Raw genomic sequence first — 15975 nt, 5'->3', positions numbered from 1 at the left:
ATTAAAGGTATGATTTTTGTACCTTTGAGGAAATTTTTAGACATTAATGAAGATATTTATTACAGGCCTTCCGTTAGAAGTAGGGGAAGATGAATTAACAGCCGTATTTGGTGATTTCGGTCAGGTAAAATCACTTAGAATTATCAAAGATCGTGAAACTGGTCAGAGTCGTGGTTTTGGTTTCGTAGAGATGCCAGTAGACGAAGAGGCTAAAGAAGCGATCAAGAGAATGAATGGTGGCGATTACAATGGTAACCGTATCAAAGTTGCTGAAGCACAAGAAAAACCTAATACTGGCGGTGCTGCTGGTGGTGGTGGCGGTGGTTTCAAACGCAACAACAACAACAGAGAAAGAAGCTATTAATTAGCTTTTTTCTATTGGATCGATTTTTCTATCATCACATAGAGAACCAGGTTTTTATACAATAATCCCTGGTTCTTATTTCAGATGATTTACAGATTATGCTGGATATATGCGTATGATAAGAAAATACCTGCTATTTAACCTGGCTTATGCACTTTTATTTATACTGGTGCTGGTCTCCGGATACGAGCAATATTCGCTTTTAAACTACGGTTTAATACCTTGCATTACGCTGGTATTACTCGTGTTTTTCTGCTTAACTACAAAATTAAGCGGTCGTTTCCATCAAAGGTTATTTACTGGGTTGGTTTTCGCCCTTACCGGCAGTACATTGTTTCTGCTGAGGGGGTATGATCCGTCCTATTTTTCGTATGGGCTTATTGCCTTTCTGATTTGCCATTTATTCTATATTGGTGCTTTCTACCTCGATTTTCGTTCTGCCCCCAGAAACTGGATAAAAAGGGGGCCAGAATAGCTATATTCAGTAGTGCCATTACCTTTACAGCTTTCTATTTCTATCTCAGACCACATTTAGGTACACTAAGACTGCCAGTATTGGGCTGCATTTTTATCGTTGCGCTACTTATTATGATGGCCGCTTTTAGAAATCAGCGTGTAAATCAAACCAGTTTTAAACTAATTCTTGCAGGCGTCCTGTTTTTTATAGGTGCTGATGCGATTTTAGCACATGCTTATTTCATTAACTCCTTTAAATCCTCAGACTTATTGATTTGTACACTCTATATGATTGCTCAGTATCTGATCGTTATGGGGGGTATTGAGCGGAAACTGATCCGCCCTTTATCGGCAGATTAATGCTTCTCCCTATCCAGTATAGTAAATTGCTGTACAAACCTTTCTCCTTTATCATCTACAAGGGTTAACGTATGTTTTCCGGGAGCCGGACTCAGGCTAAGCTGATGTGTATGCGCGGTTGTAGCTAGCTACATATTCATCATCTATATATGCAGTAAATCTGAGCGGCAGAATTTTTATGAGTCGCTGTAAAAACCACCTTTCCTCTTTTACCGTCAAATTCTAAAGGAATATAGATCGCAGCATTGTTTTTTGGATAAATCATGTCCATTACATAGTTATTACCCGCATCTGCACATCCTTCCATAAATGGGGGCAGAGGCTTATAATCACTATGTTTTACTTTATAGTAGTATTCTATTGCCGGGGGCAGGATAAACCAGGATTGGTGGATCATATCAGCCGGGCTTACGCACTGATCCGTCACTCTGTAATTTGAGCTACGATCAAGGTGAATGATTTTGTGATAGGGGCAAACAACAGTTTTTTCTCCAGCAAAAGGAACCAGTTCATCAATGCGGTCAAGACAATATTCTCCAGCCTTATAGCCGCTTTGGCGGCAGATACTCATTTTCTTTAATTTGTTCTTAGGCGTTTGAAACCATTTACCCGCCGGGAGCTGCCTGAAATATCAAATAATACAGGCGCAGCAACATCAATTCCAGTTAGTCCTGGTCTGCCTTCCCCATCCGCATTTCCAACCCACACACAAACTACATAATCGGGGTTAAGACCAACTGCCCAGGCATCTCTGAAACCAAAACTTGTTCCTGTTTTCCAGGCTAAACGCTGTGAAGATGAAAACTGTTCCCATAATCCTTCATCACCAGGGCGCATCAGTTCTTCCATCGCGTTAAATGTGCTCCAGATAGATCCATTATCAAGAAAGGAATTACGCTGAAGCTCATTCTCGTCCTGTTTTTCTAATTGTTTTTGTTGTACATAGCTTGGAGCGTCATAGTCATGCGGATTATAATACCCTTTATAATCATTATAGTGATTGAGCGATCTGGCCATTCCCATATAAGTTTTAGCAAGATCCCACATGGTGACCTCACTGCCACCCAGAATCAAAGACAAACCATAATGATCTGCCGGCTGATTCAATGTAGAAAAGCCTAATTTTTTCAGCTGAGATCATAAAAACGAGGATATTTATAGGTTTGCAATAAACGAACTGCAGGGATGTTCAGTGAGCGGCTCAGGGCACGGTCGGCAGCTATAGCACCGTCATAACCGAGATCATAATTTTGCGGTGAATAATTACCTATTTGAGTAGGAATATCCGGGATTAAGGTTTTAGGAAGGATTAATCCATCATTGAGCATACTCGCATATAACAGAGGCTTTAAAGTACTGCCCGGACTGCGGGGAGCTTTAATCATATCCACGTGACTTTCCAGTGCAGCATTTTCAGGCTGATAGATATTTCCAATATAAGCCATCACAGTACCAGTTCTGACATTCAGTACCAATGCAGCAATATTGTCAATATCATTAGCCCTGTACCGGTTATTATATCTTTTTAATAAGCCATTGATTTTTAATTGTAATGCCTCATCTAAAGTTGATCTTACCCTTGTAGTAGCGATTTTCAAACCAGCCCGTTCAGTTTTGAATCTGTTGAGCAGGTGGGAGCATTTTGTGGCAACGGTCTTGGTTTTCCGGGAACAGGTTCCAGTTTTGACAGATTAGCAGTAGCCTGATCGATGAGCTTTAGCCTGGCGAGCTGATCGAGCAGGTTATTTCTTTTAGTAATCAGGCGCGTAACATTGCGGCCCGGATGGACTAAGCGGGGGCTATTAGGTAAAACAGCCAGCGTAGCCATCTCTCCCCACGACAAAGATTGCGGGCTACGCCCAAAATATCTCCATGCCGCCGCCTCTAATCCAACTACATTACTTCCAAATGGAGCATTAGCAGCATATAATTTAAGTATCTCTTTTTTCGAACATCTAACCTCTAAACGTACAGCCAGGAATATTTCGAATAGTTTTTGAGCTACAGTGCGATCCTGCCTGCGGCTGAGTCTGATGGTCTGCATCGTCAGCGTACTGCCACCACTTACAATTCCCTTAGCACGGAAATTTTGTCTCATAGCCCTTGCCATGGCTAAAAAATCTATCCCCGGGTGCTGATAAAAACGCTTGTCCTCAAAGGCGATTATACATTTCGAAAACTTATCGGGAACAGAATCAGCAGCAGGAAAACGCCATTGCCCGTCAGCGGCAATGGCAGCATTCAGAAGTTCACCATTTGCAGCTTCCACCACATAAGAAGTGGGTGATACAAACAGTCTGGAAGGCAGAGCAAACAAAAACCAACATAATAACAGGCATACTATACCATCGCCAATAAGCAGTTTTGATACCGCACTTATTTTTATGCTCATCTTTTTATTTAATCACCTGCACCCATTTCCCATCTTGCGTCGCACTAATTGTATTGTTATACATTGCCTCACATTGAACCGCTGAAAGATAATATTTACCAATATAGGATGCATTCAGCAATACCTTATAAGTCACAGTCTCATTCTCCCTCAGATTGAAATAAGTAAATACACGATCATCTCTGATATCTCTGTAAGTATAAGGAGACGAAGCAATGATACTTTCATTATCATTTACTCTTGTATTGATAATCTCCCAGCCAGAAGGGAATATCTGTGTAAGCGCCATTTGCTCATACAAGCCCATTTTACCTGGGTTTTTCACCACAACCTCTGCATAAAAATCTAAACCTTGTTTCAATACAGACGGATCTATTGGTTTTCCGTTCAGTAGTTTATAACTGATAGACATATCCAGTATATCCGGATTATTAGGTTTAAAGTTATTCTGACCAGCAGCCGGCTGTCCATCCAGTATTAACCTTGCGAAAAGTACAGTTTGGCCGTTGTTGGTCACTGCTGCTGTTTTTCCTTTAAAATTAATAGGCAAACTGCTTAAGTATTGATTCCCATTAAATGCACCTTTTTTACCATCAAGCTGATAGGTATAGTTCAATTTGGCAGAGGCAGAATTTTGTCCGCAGAATTTAGCTACAGCCAACAAGCTATAAGCTGTAGTCTGTGTACTGTACCAGTCATCTGTACCTAATTTTGCTGACAGAGTTTGTAATACCTGTGCAGCTTTTCCTTTTTGTCCCATTTTGTCCCATCAGCGTTAAGGTCTCCAGGATCATCGCCTGGTCACGGCTGTCAGAACCATAAGTCCCACCCAGTTGTATATAAGGTTTAACTGTAATATCAAGACCTTTTATCAGCGCATTGGCAGCAGATGCTTGTCCGGCAAGCTGATAAGCTGCCGCCAGTCTCCATTTCGCACTTACTGACAAATATTCAAAAGCACGTAATCTGTTCATTGCTGCCATTTCTGGTTTACGGGCAAGAGCCAGTACATATAAACGATAAGCTTGTGAAAGATCACCACCATAAAAGTTATTACTGTTAGGAGCCCAGCCAGCTGCTTTAACTTTAAGATAGCGCAATACTTCATCCAGCATTCCTACCGGGATATTATAGCCACTGTTTTGTGCTTCTACAAGGAAATGTCCTGCATAATTTGTTCCCCATTCATCAGCTGCAGGCTCACCAGGCCAGTAAGCAAGACCACCTTCCGGCGTTTGGAAAGAACGTAACCTGTTAATTCCAGCCTTGATATTTTTATCTGTCTGTGCTTTTTGCTGTTCAGTTAGCGGACTTAATTTATTCAGAAATAATTGCGGGAAAATAGCTGACGTCGTTTGCTCCACACAACCATGAGGATACTGCATTAAGTAACTCAATCGTTTTTTAAGATTAACGGGAGGGATAGCCGATAATTCTAAACTACCAGAATTACTTCCGGCTATTCCTAACGGAAGATAACCTGCTGTCCAGCTCTGCCCCGGCTGAATAATAGCCGAAACTACATTCGTCACGTAAGGATTCGGGTTTCTGATATCCACTTCAAGATCGTATACGGCTTTCTCGGCACCGCTTTGGGCTACAATCTTTACTTTAGCAATTCCGGTTATCTGTGGAACTGTGACTTCAAAATAAGCCATTTGCTCACCCGGTTGTCCGTACGTTAATTGTCTGGTTTTAAGCCCTGCTACCTGTAAATTCTGTGTTTGCAGTTGTATAGCTACATTTTTGAGATTGTTTTCTGTCGCAAATACAGTTACTGGTAAAATGAAACTTTCTCCTGGCCCGATTACTCTCGGCAGGGTAGCCAGTACCATTAATGGTTTTTTTACCTGCACAGATTTTTCAGCAGACCCGTAAGCACCATCCTGTCCGGCTATGACCATCGCTCTTACTGCACCAATATATTGAGGCAATTTAAATTTATGAGTCTGACTACCTCCTTTACCTAATGCAAATGGCCCCATATATTTCACAACTGCGGTAAACCTGTTTGCTTTAGCAGGATTCAGGTTACGGTTTGCACTACCATCACCACCAATACTTAATATACGTTCCAGGTTTCCGCCCCATGCGCCTAATACATAGTCAAAAAGATCCCATGTTTTTACCCCCAGACCTTCACGTGCATAAAATACAGCATGTGGATCAGGTGTTTTAAATCTTGTTAAGTCCAGTAGCCCTTCATCTACCAGGGCAATGGTATAAGTCATTGCTTTTCCATTCTGTTCAGACAGTAATCGTATTTTCTGTTTCCGGTTTAATTTTATCAGCCATTTTGATTACAGGCTTCAATATAGTTTCCGGATCTTCAATGATTAATGGGATCGCTCCGTACATTCTTATCGGAAGATCATTCACTGTTTGTGCATGCGGTTGTAATAAAGTAATATTGGCAAACACGTTAGGGGCCATGTTTTTCTCAGCTTTGAATTTAAACTGGGTCTGACCTTTTTTTGTGTCTGTCCAATAGGTTTTTAATACCCTGCTGCCATTTTCTATAGAAATTAAAGCTCTGCCATTTTCACCGGTAGGGATGGTTAATGTGATGTCTTCACCAACTTTGAATTTCGTTTTATTGGCAGTGAAAGAAAGCATGGAAGCTTCTGTAGGATTAGCAGATTGTTCACGCTGTGCCCATCCCGGCCAATCTACATAAACAGATTTTCCGGTTACGTGACCTCCATTTAAATCACGGACAAGAACAAGGTAACGTCCCCATTCAGGTTCATCAATTCGTAATGTCCAGTTACCCTTACCATTTTGCAAGACCACATTTTCTTTCTGAACCAGCTTATTATATTCGTTCTGTGTGAAATTGGCGAAAGAATTTTGTGTATCCTGTTCCCACCACCAGCGCCATTGTACTTTATATAATTCTACCTGAACAGTTTTAGAACCGCTTAACAGTTTTCCCTCGCGGTTGACGTTAACGATAGCAAAGTTATGATCTTTGCCAGTCATCAGCATTCCACTTAGTTTTTCTCCCTCTGGTGCTTTAATACCATAGTAATCGGTAAACACGTGATAGGGGATAGAGAAATTATCAATGCTGAAATTTCCGCCAGCTTCAAATACCTTTGTCGTAAAATTAGCTTTCAGTACACCCGGTGCAGTTGCGTTGTCATTCAGGTTTGTATTTACCGAAGCCATTCCGTTTTCGTTTAGCCTGCCTTCAAATATGGTTTTGACTTGTGAAACAAAATTTACAGTCGGATTATCAAAGTTATACCCATCAAAACCAGGGAATGTAGTGGTCATGGTATTCAGGTTCACATCCACTTTAGCTTTTAGATTTTTTCCAACGGCACCAAATAACCAGTTCGCAGAGAGGGCGGCAGTAGCTGCTGCACCTGTGCCTAAATATTTGCGGGTGCCAATATCAAAACCGATCTTCAACCGGTTAGGCATGATGGTCTCGATTTTTATTGTTTTTTGGAATAAAGCTCCGCCAGCTTTTACTTTAGCTGTCCAGTTTCCGGTAGGTGCAGTACTTTCAGTTGTAGTTCTGAAAGCGTAAAATCCATTTAAAGAAGCACCGCTGATAGTTTTTTTAACAAGTTGTCCCTGTGGATTGTATAGTTCAAAAGTAACAGGATAAGCAGCAGGTAGTTTTTTTAGCTTATCCTCAAGGATGAAAGATAGAAAAAGTGAATCTCCTGGTCTCCATACCCCGCGTTCCCCATAGATCAATCCTTTTAAGCCATTCTGTACCACATCACCGCCAACATCATCAAAACGACTTAAGGGAAGTGAATTTCCATCATCCAGTTTCAGGTATCCGCGTTCTTCACCATGTTTGGCAACAAGCAGAAAAGGTTTCTTTTTCAAATCAAAAGAAGCCATTCCGTCCCCATCAGTTTTTACTGTGTGGATAACCTGGCGTTGATAATCCAATAATTCCAGTGTCACGCCACTCATTCCTTTAGCTGTAAGCAGATCAGTGGCGACAATCAGCATGCTGTTATCATTTCCTCTTTTGGCAACCAGCCCGATATTAGATACCAAAAGGTTCCTGCTGGCAAATTTATCACTCGTATAGTAGGATGGAGTACATGGATTATCTTTATCACTCCAGTTATAACCAGCACTATAATAGTTATTATAGGTTTGCCAGAAATCATCATCCTCATCTATCTTTTCCCCATAATATTCACTATTCTCAGATTCTGCTTTTTCTTTAGTCCCTTCCGCACAATTTAAAATATTATAAGCCTGACGGAAACTGAATGTAACTCTCTGTACATAGCCCCAGGCTCAGCTTTGATAATCTTATCCAGATCAAGTACGAACCTGTTCTTTTTATGCAGATTAAGTGTCTTGTCTTCATCCAGACGGATTTTCTTCTGAAGCAGAGGTTTACCAACGCGTCTTAATTCATTTGCTTCCTTATAGTTATTGTTCTGGAAAAACTGAGGGATGTTATTCTCATATACTTTAATAATAGTGACATCCACAGCTTTCAGGTTAACCGCTTCAAAAGGGAGAACCAGCTTTCCTGAATTAGGAAGTATCGTACCACTTCCTGCAATGGTTACCGTAGGGAGTTTGTTTTCAAATACCAGATTAGCTGTCATCCCCGCATTCAAGATGCGTTCATTACTATTGACAACTCCTTTGTTTACTGTTAAAGTATAATTTCCCAGAAGGGGTTCAGGAGTATAAATTTTAACCTGACTGCCGTCGATGGTATATCTTAAATCTGATCCCGTTCCCAGTGTGATCAAACCTGTTAAATCTGCCCGATACCCACCGGTTCAGAAAACTGTACCAACGCATAATCTTCCAGCTCCTGTACCGCTTTTGTGGCCAGTACCTTAAATACACCACTAGCTGGTACAGCCAGGTTTTCTTCTCCTTTATTTTTAGCATCTATCGGATCACCAGACCATTTAAGACTCAGCTTTTCTTCATTTGATGTTTTTTTGATACTATCAATCAGGAAAGTCGAAGAGTTTTTCTGAGGATTATGCTGCCATTTGATCTTTAGGTGCTGATTGAAATCCAGTTCCAGACATTTTTCCAGTAGTTTCGGGTCTTCTTCATCCGCAGTGCTGATTTCACCCGTTAGCTTCATATAAGCCAAAGACGTATTATTCTGTGAGATCAATCCATTCTGGCTTAATACCAATCCCGGATTAATCACCCTGAATTCAAAATCAAACTCATTCAGATCTTTCTCAGTTTCTGTTACTTTACCTAAATTAAAAGTAGCCGTATAGGTTTTTCCGGATTCCAGTTTTTCATCAGGTCTGAATTCTACTGTCTGCGCGTCAATCCAATAAGTTTTTCCTTTCACAGAAGGGGAGAAGCTGAACAAATCGCGGTCATCAGGTTTACCCAGTTCACCCATTGTTTTTACCTGGCTTGCCAGCTGTACCCTGATAAAGCTCTTTTTGGAGACCGTACCAGAGGTATATCCTTCAATATATTTAGCGTAAACTTGCTGATTTTCAGCTGGCTTGTGTTTTCTGAAAATAAAAAAAGCAGCTATTCCTATCAGAATAACTGCAATTGAACCAATTAAGACTGGTTTTTTATTTTTGAAGAAGACGTTTTGTTCAGTGTTCATATTTCCTTTACAAAGTGATGTGAGGGAAATTACGAAAAATTATTGAACTGGAAATCTATTTAATCATTACCCCAGGTTTATTAACCAGCGGGATTCTGATCAGGTTATCATCAACTATACTTTCCGGCAGAAAGATGAATTTTTTATCATATATCGTACCGTCAATGTAATAGCTCAGCCAATACTCATTGGTCAGTCCGAAAACTTCCGTGTCTATCGCTTCAACTCCTTTAAAAGAGTTAGCAGGGATATCGCCCAAAAAATGGCGCAATACTGAGGTTTTTACTAATCTGCCATCCTTTTCACCATATCCTTTAGAGCTGATCAGGACATTGTCGATTTGCACATTTTTCAGGTTGATCAGGTAAACAGTCCAGTTTTTAACTTCTGGTGTTTCACTGATCAGCACGACTGCCATGGCAAGGTCTTCTACTATATTTTCTGGCAGGTCTTTCTTCATATATTATTTCTTTTTAGCTGGGGCTTTTTTCTTTGCAGGAGCTTTAGCGGCTGCGCTTTTAGTTCCGGCAACTTTAGTACCAGCTGCTTTTTTCTTTGTCGCTTTTGGCTCAAAAGCATTCGGAACCTGTTCAACAATCAGTTTTTTAACATCTTCCAGTGAGAGTACAGCCAGATCTTCTGGTGTGTATTTCTCTGTAGTGGCAGGGTATTTTACCCAGTTTTTACCCAGTTTGAGCATATCTTTTCCGAAACGGATGAAAGGTCCCCATCTGCCATTTTCGATCGCTATTTTCTCTGCTGCCCATTGCTGAATAAATCTATTTGCTTCTTTCTCTACTTTTTTAGAAATCAGCTCAGTGATATCACTATCAGATAATTCATCAAAATTATAAGCCTTAGGTACATTGATAAACAAGTCATTCCATTTGATAAATGGTCCGAAACGTCCTGTTCCTTTAGTCACTGGTAAGCCCTCATAGTGAGCTACAGGAGCATCAGCTGTGATTTTTTCTTCAATGATCACAATGGCGCGGCTCTGATCAACAGTCAGTGGATCTTCGTTTTTAGGAATAGAGATATAAGTCTCACCCCATTTTACATAAGGTCCGAAACGGCCAACACCCACAGCAACTTCTTTATCTTTATAGTTTTCCAATTGGAAAGGTAATCTGAATTGCTCTAAAGCATCTTCAAGTGTAACCGTACCAACTGACTGAATTTCATCAGACTTGCATATTTTGGCTTCTCTTCATCGTCATTCTGACCGATTTGTACCAGAGGACCAAATTTACCAACTTTAGCATACACGTTTTTACCACTCACCGGGTCAATACCCAATAAGCGTTCACCGTTTGCTCTGTCGGCAGTTTCAGTAGTCACTTCAACTTCTTTATGGAAAGGAGTATAGAAAGCATGAAGCATTTTTGTCCAGTTCTGTAAGCCCTGGGCGATTTCATCAAATTCCTTTTCTACTTTAGCCGTAAAGTTAAAATCGACAATACCTTTAAAATGCTCTACTAAGAAATCGTTTACAACTTCACCAATATCAGTAGGGAACAATTTAGATTTCTCTGCACCAGTAATTTCCGTTTTAATAGCTTTAGTTACCTGACCATTTTCAAGGATGATCGAACCAAAAGAACGTGTACGCCCATCACGGTCTTCTTTGACTACATAACCACGATTTTGAATCGTAGAAATAGTAGGTGCATAAGTTGACGGACGGCCGATACCTAACTCTTCGAGTTTCTTAACCAGACTTGCCTCAGTATACCTTGCAGGCGGACGGGAGAAACGTTCTGTTGCATTCATTATATTTAAAGAGAGTTCCTGACCATTAGCTAATGGAGGAAGAATGTTTTCATTGTCTTTCTCTTCAATTTCTTCGTCATCGCTGGATTCAAGGTAAACTTTAAGGAAGCCATCAAATTTCATGACTTCACCTTCAGCAACCAGGTTTTCACTGCGTGTACTTACAGCTATCTGTGCAGTTGTTTTTTTTCAAATAAAGCCTCGCTCATCTGAGAAGCGATAGCACGTTTCCAAATAAGCTCATACAGACGTTGCTCAGAACTATCTCCGGTTACGGTATGCTGATCAAAGTAAGTAGGGCGGATGGCCTCATGCGCTTCCTGAGCACCCGCAGATTTAGTTTTATACGTTCTTGGGTGATGATATTTTTGTCCGTAAGCAGAATTGATCTCATTTGCTGCAGCTGTAAAAGCTGTTTCAGATAAGTTTACAGAATCCGTTCTCATGTAAGTGATCTTTCCACTTTCATATAAACGCTGTGCAACCTGCATGGTACGTGATACCGGGAACCCCAGTTTCCTGGAAGCTTCCTGTTGTAAAGTGGAGGTCGTAAAAGGGGCCGCAGGATTACGTTTAGCAGGTTTTGTTTCCAGGCTGCTGATTTTAAAACCAGCATTGATACAGTCACGTACAAATTTCTCTGCATCTGCTTCCTGTTCAAATCGCTGAGGTAATTCTGCTTTCACAAATTCCCTTGCTTTTCCTGTGCTGAATCTCGCTGTGATTTTATACGCAGCGGCAGCATTAAACTTATTTACTTCACGTTCTCTGTCTACAATAAGACGTACAGCTACCGATTGTACACGGCCGGCAGATAATGAAGGTTTAACTTTTTTCCATAATACCGGAGAAAGTTCGAAACCTACCAGGCGATCTAACACCCGTCTTGCCTGTTGTGCATTATTAACCAGATTATAATCAATTGTTCTTGGAGATTCAATCGCTTTTAAAATTGCAGGCTTGGTGATCTCGTGAAAAACAATACGTTTAGTCTTGTTTTCTTTCAGTCCCAGCGTCTCGTACAAGTGCCAGGAAATTGCTTCCCCTTCACGGTCCTCATCGGAGGCGAGCCATACCATCTCGGCTTCCTTTGCTAATTTCTTAAGTTCAGCTACCACCTGCTTTTTATCGGCGGGTACTTCATAGGTTTGGGCGAAATCATTATTCGTATCAATTCCCATATCTCCTTTGACTAAGTCCCGGATGTGTCCGTAACTCGATTTAACAAGGAAATCTTTACCCAAATACCCTTCTATTGTTTTCGCTTTTGCAGGTGATTCAACTATTAATAAATTTTTGGCCATCTAGAAGGTTTTTCTGCAAATAAAACTATAAATAAGCCTAAAATCAAAATTCTACCAAGAATAAATATCAAAAAGAATAATTTGGACGTTGAAAATATTGCCAATTTCTTAAATCTGCGAGCTTAAATACTGTGAATTATAGATAGTAATGGATTAAGTTTACCTTCCTATTATATACGTGTAAAAAAATTGTCCCTATATTCGTTCTAACATAAATTTTAAAACTATGAATACCCTACTTATTTTATTCAGTTTGTTATTTACCCCACCACAAAGTATCTATGATTTTACCGTTAAAACAATTGACGGTAAAGAGGTTAAGCTTTCGAAATTCAAGGGTAAGAAAATTCTTATTGTAAATACAGCTTCCAAATGCGGATATACTCCACAGTACGAAGATTTAGAAAAATTACATCAGAAATATGGAAAGGATGTAGTCCTTATTGGTTTTCCCGCAGGTAATTTTGGCGGTCAGGAATTAGCTACCAATTCGGAGATCCAGGATTTCTGTAAAAAGAATTTTGGCGTTACATTTTTATTAAGTGAAAAAGTAAGTGTAAAGGGAAATGATATCAATCCGCTTTTCAAATACCTGACTTCGGCGAGTAATTCTGATTTTACAGGAGATATCAAATGGAATTTCGAAAAATTCCTGATTAATGAAAAAGGAGAGCTGGTTCACCGTTTCCGTTCTAAGGTTACTCCTATGAGTCCTGAGCTGACTAAAAACTTGTAACAATTACCATACAAAGTCCCCCGGGGCTATTTATACAATATTCAGAGAAATCTTCTAAACGGGATTTCTCTTTTTTTTGCCTCTGAATGATGTTGATTTGATTTACATTTGCAACTCAATTACAACTATGCACAATTCAGCACAGCTCAGAGCAGCTCTTTTTATTCTGGGTTCACTCTTTTTATGCTCTTGCAGCAGCAATTATCAACTCGTTAAATCAACTCGTGCTGAATATGCAGTCACGAAGGATATAGCAGCAGACAGTTCTATTATCCGTACTTATCAGCCTTACAAATTGAAACTTGATTCACAAATGGATGAGGTTTTGGGTTATTCAGAAAATGAACTGACTAAAAAACTGGTAGGCGGAGAATCTTCTTTAGGGAACTTTTTTTCTGACGCAGCTTTGTTTGAAGCCCGAAAAAAAGTTCCGCAAATTGATTTCACTATGCCGAGTACAAATGGCGGATTACGTAACGATCTGCCTTTAGGCGCTATCACTTTATCCAACGTTTTTGAGCTAATGCCATTTGAAAATGAATTGATTGTTTTCGAGATTAAAGGAACAGCAGTCCAGATTTTACTGGATTATATTTCACGTACAGGCGGGCAGCCAGTTGGCGGATTAACCATGAAAATTATCGCAGCTAAACCTGTTGATGTGATGATCAATGGTCAGCCATTTGATCGTACTAAAAATTACTATGTCCTTACTTCTGATTATATCGCAGGCGGTGGTGATGGGATCAGCAGTTTCAAAAACCCTTTATCCAGTAAAGTATTGGGTCTTAAAATCCGTGATGCGTTAATTCAATACATCAAAGAAAATAAGGAGCAGGGAAAAAAGATCAGTTCAAAATTAGATGGGGGGATGACCAATGATAAATCGTAGAAAATTTATAAAAACAGGAAGTATAGTGGCAGTTGCCACAGCATTAAGTATTGATTCATTAGATGCGATTGCAAATGGAAGCTTGAAACGGCTGACTATTTTACATACCAACGATGTTCACAGCCGGATTGAACCTTTTCCTATGGACGGATCAAGAAACCAGGGGTTGGGTGGGGTAGCCCGCAGATCGGCCCTGATTAAAAAGATCAGAGCAGAACAGCCGAATGTTCTTTTGCTTGACGCCGGAGATATTTTTCAGGGTACGCCTTACTTTAAATTATATGGCGGAGAACTTGAAATTAAGCTCATGAGCGATATGGGATACGATGCCGCGACGATGGGCAACCATGATTTTGATAATGGAGTAGAAGGGTTCTATAAACAGCTTCCACATGCTAACTTCCCAATTCTGGTCAGCAATTATGATTTCTCTGATACCATTATGCACAAATCGACACAACCATTTAAGATCTTCAATAAAGGAGGTCTGAAAATTGGCGTATTCGGAATAGGTATTGAATTAAAAGGTTTAGTAGGAGAGAAGAACTACGGAAATACTATTTATCAGAACCCTGTTCTAAAAGCAAATGAAGTTGCAGGTTTATTGAAAAATGAGCATAAATGTGATTTAATCATATGTCTTTCACACTTGGGCTATAAATATTCAGATCATAAAGTATCCGATCAGATATTAGCTCAGAACAATGATAACATCGATTTAATCATTGGTGGGCATACGCATACTTTTATGGCTAAACCACAGGATGTTAAAAACAGGGCTGGCAGAATTACCACGATCAACCAGGTTGGTTTCGCAGGGATAAACTTAGGGCGTGTGGATTATTATTTTGAATCATATAGAGGAAAGAAACTATTAACTTCTTCACCCTATATGATTTCAGATCAGCTGGATAGCTAAATTATTTAAACAAGGAAACCGCCACCTAAAAGGTCGTTTCCTTCATAGAAAACAGCAGTTGACCAGGAGCAATCGCAGATACATTGTGATCAAATACCACACGCATTCTGTCTTTTTCCTGAACGATGGTACTTAACATACCTGCATCTTTATAACGTATTTTGGTAATCACATTATCCATTGGTTCGAATATGTTATCATATTTGATCAGGTTAATGTTACGTACCATTGCTTCACTTCTTTCTAACTCTTCTGCTCTTCCAAGCATTACCGTATTGCTTTCAGGAAGGATTTGAGTTACAAACATCGGCTCGCCGAAAGCGATACCCAAGCCTTTACGCTGTCCGATTGTATAGAAAGGATAACCTTTATGTTGTCCGACTATCATCCCATCACTGGTGATGAAGTTTCCACCTGCAACACGGTCTTCCAGATCTTCAACTTTATGTTTAAGGAAAGAACGGTAATCATTTTCAGGAACGAAACAGATTTCGTAACTCTCGCTCTTTTTTGCCAGTTCTTCCTGTCCCATATCCAGTGCCATCTGTCTGTCTGATGTCAGCTTTGGCGAAAGACCCTAATGGAAATTGCGTACGGGCAAGATTTTCCTGAGAAACACCCCATAAAACATAAGACTGATCTTTGTTTTCGTCCAGTCCTTTAGAAATTACGTGTCTGCCATTCTCATGTTGTCTGACATTTGCATAATGACCGGTAGCAATAAATTCACAGTCCAGTTTATTTGCGCGTTTCAACAAAGCTTCCCACTTGATATGGGTATTGCAAAGTACACAAGGATTAGGTGTGCGTCCTGCAAGATATTCGTCAACAAAATTATCAATTACATAATCACCAAATTCTTCTCTGATGTCTAATATATAATGTGGAAATCCATAATTTACTGCTAATGTACGGGCATCATTGATGCTGTCTAAACTGCAGCAACCGGTTTCTTTACTACTGCTACCAGAAGTTGCGTAGTCCCAGGTCTTCATTGTTAAGCCAATAACTTCATACCCTTGTTCGTGTAGCATTACCGCCGCTACTGAACTATCTACACGCCACTCATGGCTACCAGAATTCTACCCCTTTTACTCATTGTATTTTAATATGATACAAAAATAACTGATTTTAGTTAAAGATTCATTTTTTAAGCCGTCAGATCCTTGTAAAAAGACAAATGATAATT

15 protein-coding genes and 3 pseudogenes are annotated in these 15975 nt (G+C 40.0%); 5 read left to right on the top strand and 13 right to left on the bottom strand.

Annotation, left to right across the window (positions count from 1 at the left end):
- Positions 1-46: 46 nt before the first annotated feature.
- On the top strand, positions 47-364 hold the full coding sequence (locus ACWYN3_RS10175; protein ID WP_456221049.1) for an RNA recognition motif domain-containing protein: 318 nt from the start codon (positions 47-49) through the stop codon (positions 362-364).
- 109 nt (positions 365-473) lie between these two features.
- A pseudogene (locus ACWYN3_RS10170) lies at positions 474-1180 on the top strand (lysoplasmalogenase).
- Here the strand turns inward: ACWYN3_RS10170 and ACWYN3_RS10165 are convergent.
- From ACWYN3_RS10165 to topA, 12 genes and pseudogenes are all read right to left on the bottom strand, one after another.
- Complete coding sequence (locus ACWYN3_RS10165) at positions 1177-1275, bottom strand: hypothetical protein (RefSeq protein WP_456222950.1); 99 nt, start codon at positions 1273-1275, stop codon at positions 1177-1179. The pseudogene ACWYN3_RS10170 and the gene ACWYN3_RS10165 sit on opposite strands and share 4 nt — an antisense overlap.
- A gap of 44 nt (positions 1276-1319) precedes the next feature.
- On the bottom strand, positions 1320-1751 hold the full coding sequence (locus tag ACWYN3_RS10160) for a hypothetical protein (RefSeq protein WP_456221048.1): 432 nt from the start codon (positions 1749-1751) through the stop codon (positions 1320-1322).
- A 5-nt stretch (positions 1752-1756) separates the two neighbouring features.
- Positions 1757-2287: a hypothetical protein gene (locus ACWYN3_RS10155; protein ID WP_456221047.1), complete on the bottom strand. Its 531-nt coding sequence runs from the start codon at positions 2285-2287 to the stop codon at positions 1757-1759.
- Positions 2288-2307: 20 nt separating this feature from the next.
- Positions 2308-2778, bottom strand: a complete 471-nt coding sequence (locus ACWYN3_RS10150; RefSeq protein ID WP_456221046.1) for a penicillin-binding transpeptidase domain-containing protein — start codon at positions 2776-2778, stop codon at positions 2308-2310.
- Positions 2775-3572 (bottom strand): transglycosylase domain-containing protein, encoded by a 798-nt coding sequence (locus ACWYN3_RS10145; RefSeq protein ID WP_456221045.1) that lies wholly within the window; start codon positions 3570-3572, stop codon positions 2775-2777. Before ACWYN3_RS10145 ends, ACWYN3_RS10150 begins: the two co-directional genes overlap by 4 nt.
- Positions 3573-3576: 4 nt before the next feature.
- Entirely contained in the window at positions 3577-4332 is a 756-nt protein-coding gene (locus ACWYN3_RS10140; RefSeq protein WP_456221044.1) for an alpha-2-macroglobulin family protein, read from the bottom strand.
- On the bottom strand, positions 4268-5803 hold the full coding sequence (locus ACWYN3_RS10135) for an alpha-2-macroglobulin family protein (protein ID WP_456221043.1): 1536 nt from the start codon (positions 5801-5803) through the stop codon (positions 4268-4270). The genes ACWYN3_RS10140 and ACWYN3_RS10135 overlap by 65 nt, the downstream gene beginning before the upstream one ends.
- 16 nt (positions 5804-5819) lie before the next feature.
- Positions 5820-7598, bottom strand: a complete 1779-nt coding sequence (locus ACWYN3_RS10130) for an alpha-2-macroglobulin family protein (protein ID WP_456221042.1) — start codon at positions 7596-7598, stop codon at positions 5820-5822.
- A gap of 191 nt (positions 7599-7789) precedes the next feature.
- Positions 7790-8317, bottom strand: a complete 528-nt coding sequence (locus tag ACWYN3_RS10125; RefSeq protein ID WP_456221041.1) for a hypothetical protein — start codon at positions 8315-8317, stop codon at positions 7790-7792.
- 5 nt (positions 8318-8322) lie between these two features.
- Positions 8323-9162: an Ig-like domain-containing protein gene (locus ACWYN3_RS10120; protein WP_456221040.1), complete on the bottom strand. Its 840-nt coding sequence runs from the start codon at positions 9160-9162 to the stop codon at positions 8323-8325.
- Positions 9163-9217: 55 nt separating this feature from the next.
- Positions 9218-9622 carry a hypothetical protein gene (locus ACWYN3_RS10115; RefSeq protein WP_456221039.1) on the bottom strand — a complete coding sequence of 135 codons (405 nt, stop codon included), beginning with the start codon at positions 9620-9622 and terminating at the stop codon, positions 9218-9220.
- Positions 9623-9625: 3 nt separating this feature from the next.
- Positions 9626-12239 (bottom strand): annotated as a pseudogene (gene topA, locus ACWYN3_RS10110) (type I DNA topoisomerase).
- Positions 12240-12465: 226 nt separating this feature from the next.
- On the opposite strand from topA, the gene ACWYN3_RS10105 reads away from it, so the two are divergent.
- From ACWYN3_RS10105 to ACWYN3_RS10095, 3 genes are all read left to right on the top strand, one after another.
- Positions 12466-12975, top strand: a complete 510-nt coding sequence (locus ACWYN3_RS10105) for a glutathione peroxidase (RefSeq protein ID WP_456221038.1) — start codon at positions 12466-12468, stop codon at positions 12973-12975.
- 127 nt (positions 12976-13102) lie between these two features.
- A complete protein-coding gene (locus ACWYN3_RS10100) occupies positions 13103-13867 on the top strand; it encodes a 5'-nucleotidase C-terminal domain-containing protein (protein ID WP_456221037.1) in 765 nt (254 codons plus the stop codon).
- 25 nt (positions 13868-13892) lie between these two features.
- Positions 13893-14786 carry a bifunctional metallophosphatase/5'-nucleotidase gene (locus ACWYN3_RS10095; protein WP_456221036.1) on the top strand — a complete coding sequence of 298 codons (894 nt, stop codon included), beginning with the start codon at positions 13893-13895 and terminating at the stop codon, positions 14784-14786.
- Between the two features lie 5 nt (positions 14787-14791).
- Here the strand turns inward: ACWYN3_RS10095 and mnmA are convergent.
- A pseudogene (gene mnmA, locus ACWYN3_RS10090) lies at positions 14792-15885 on the bottom strand (tRNA 2-thiouridine(34) synthase MnmA).
- Between the last annotated feature and the right edge of the window lie 90 nt (positions 15886-15975).

The organism is Pedobacter sp. NJ-S-72 (genome assembly GCF_053890575.1).
This window is presented reverse-complemented; position numbering and strand designations above follow the sequence as displayed.

Coding starts and splice junctions, on each gene's coding strand:
- ACWYN3_RS10175 (WP_456221049.1), top strand. CDS start 47: ATGAAGATATTTATTACAGGCCTTCCGTTAGAAGTAGGGGAAGATGAA.
- ACWYN3_RS10160 (WP_456221048.1), bottom strand. CDS start 1,751: ATGAGTATCTGCCGCCAAAGCGGCTATAAGGCTGGAGAATATTGTCTT.
- ACWYN3_RS10145 (WP_456221045.1), bottom strand. CDS start 3,572: ATGAGCATAAAAATAAGTGCGGTATCAAAACTGCTTATTGGCGATGGT.
- ACWYN3_RS10140 (WP_456221044.1), bottom strand. CDS start 4,332: ATGGGACAAAAAGGAAAAGCTGCACAGGTATTACAAACTCTGTCAGCA.
- ACWYN3_RS10135 (WP_456221043.1), bottom strand. CDS start 5,803: ATGACTTATACCATTGCCCTGGTAGATGAAGGGCTACTGGACTTAACA.
- ACWYN3_RS10120 (WP_456221040.1), bottom strand. CDS start 9,162: ATGAACACTGAACAAAACGTCTTCTTCAAAAATAAAAAACCAGTCTTA.
- ACWYN3_RS10115 (WP_456221039.1), bottom strand. CDS start 9,622: ATGAAGAAAGACCTGCCAGAAAATATAGTAGAAGACCTTGCCATGGCA.
- ACWYN3_RS10105 (WP_456221038.1), top strand. CDS start 12,466: ATGAATACCCTACTTATTTTATTCAGTTTGTTATTTACCCCACCACAA.
- ACWYN3_RS10100 (WP_456221037.1), top strand. CDS start 13,103: ATGCACAATTCAGCACAGCTCAGAGCAGCTCTTTTTATTCTGGGTTCA.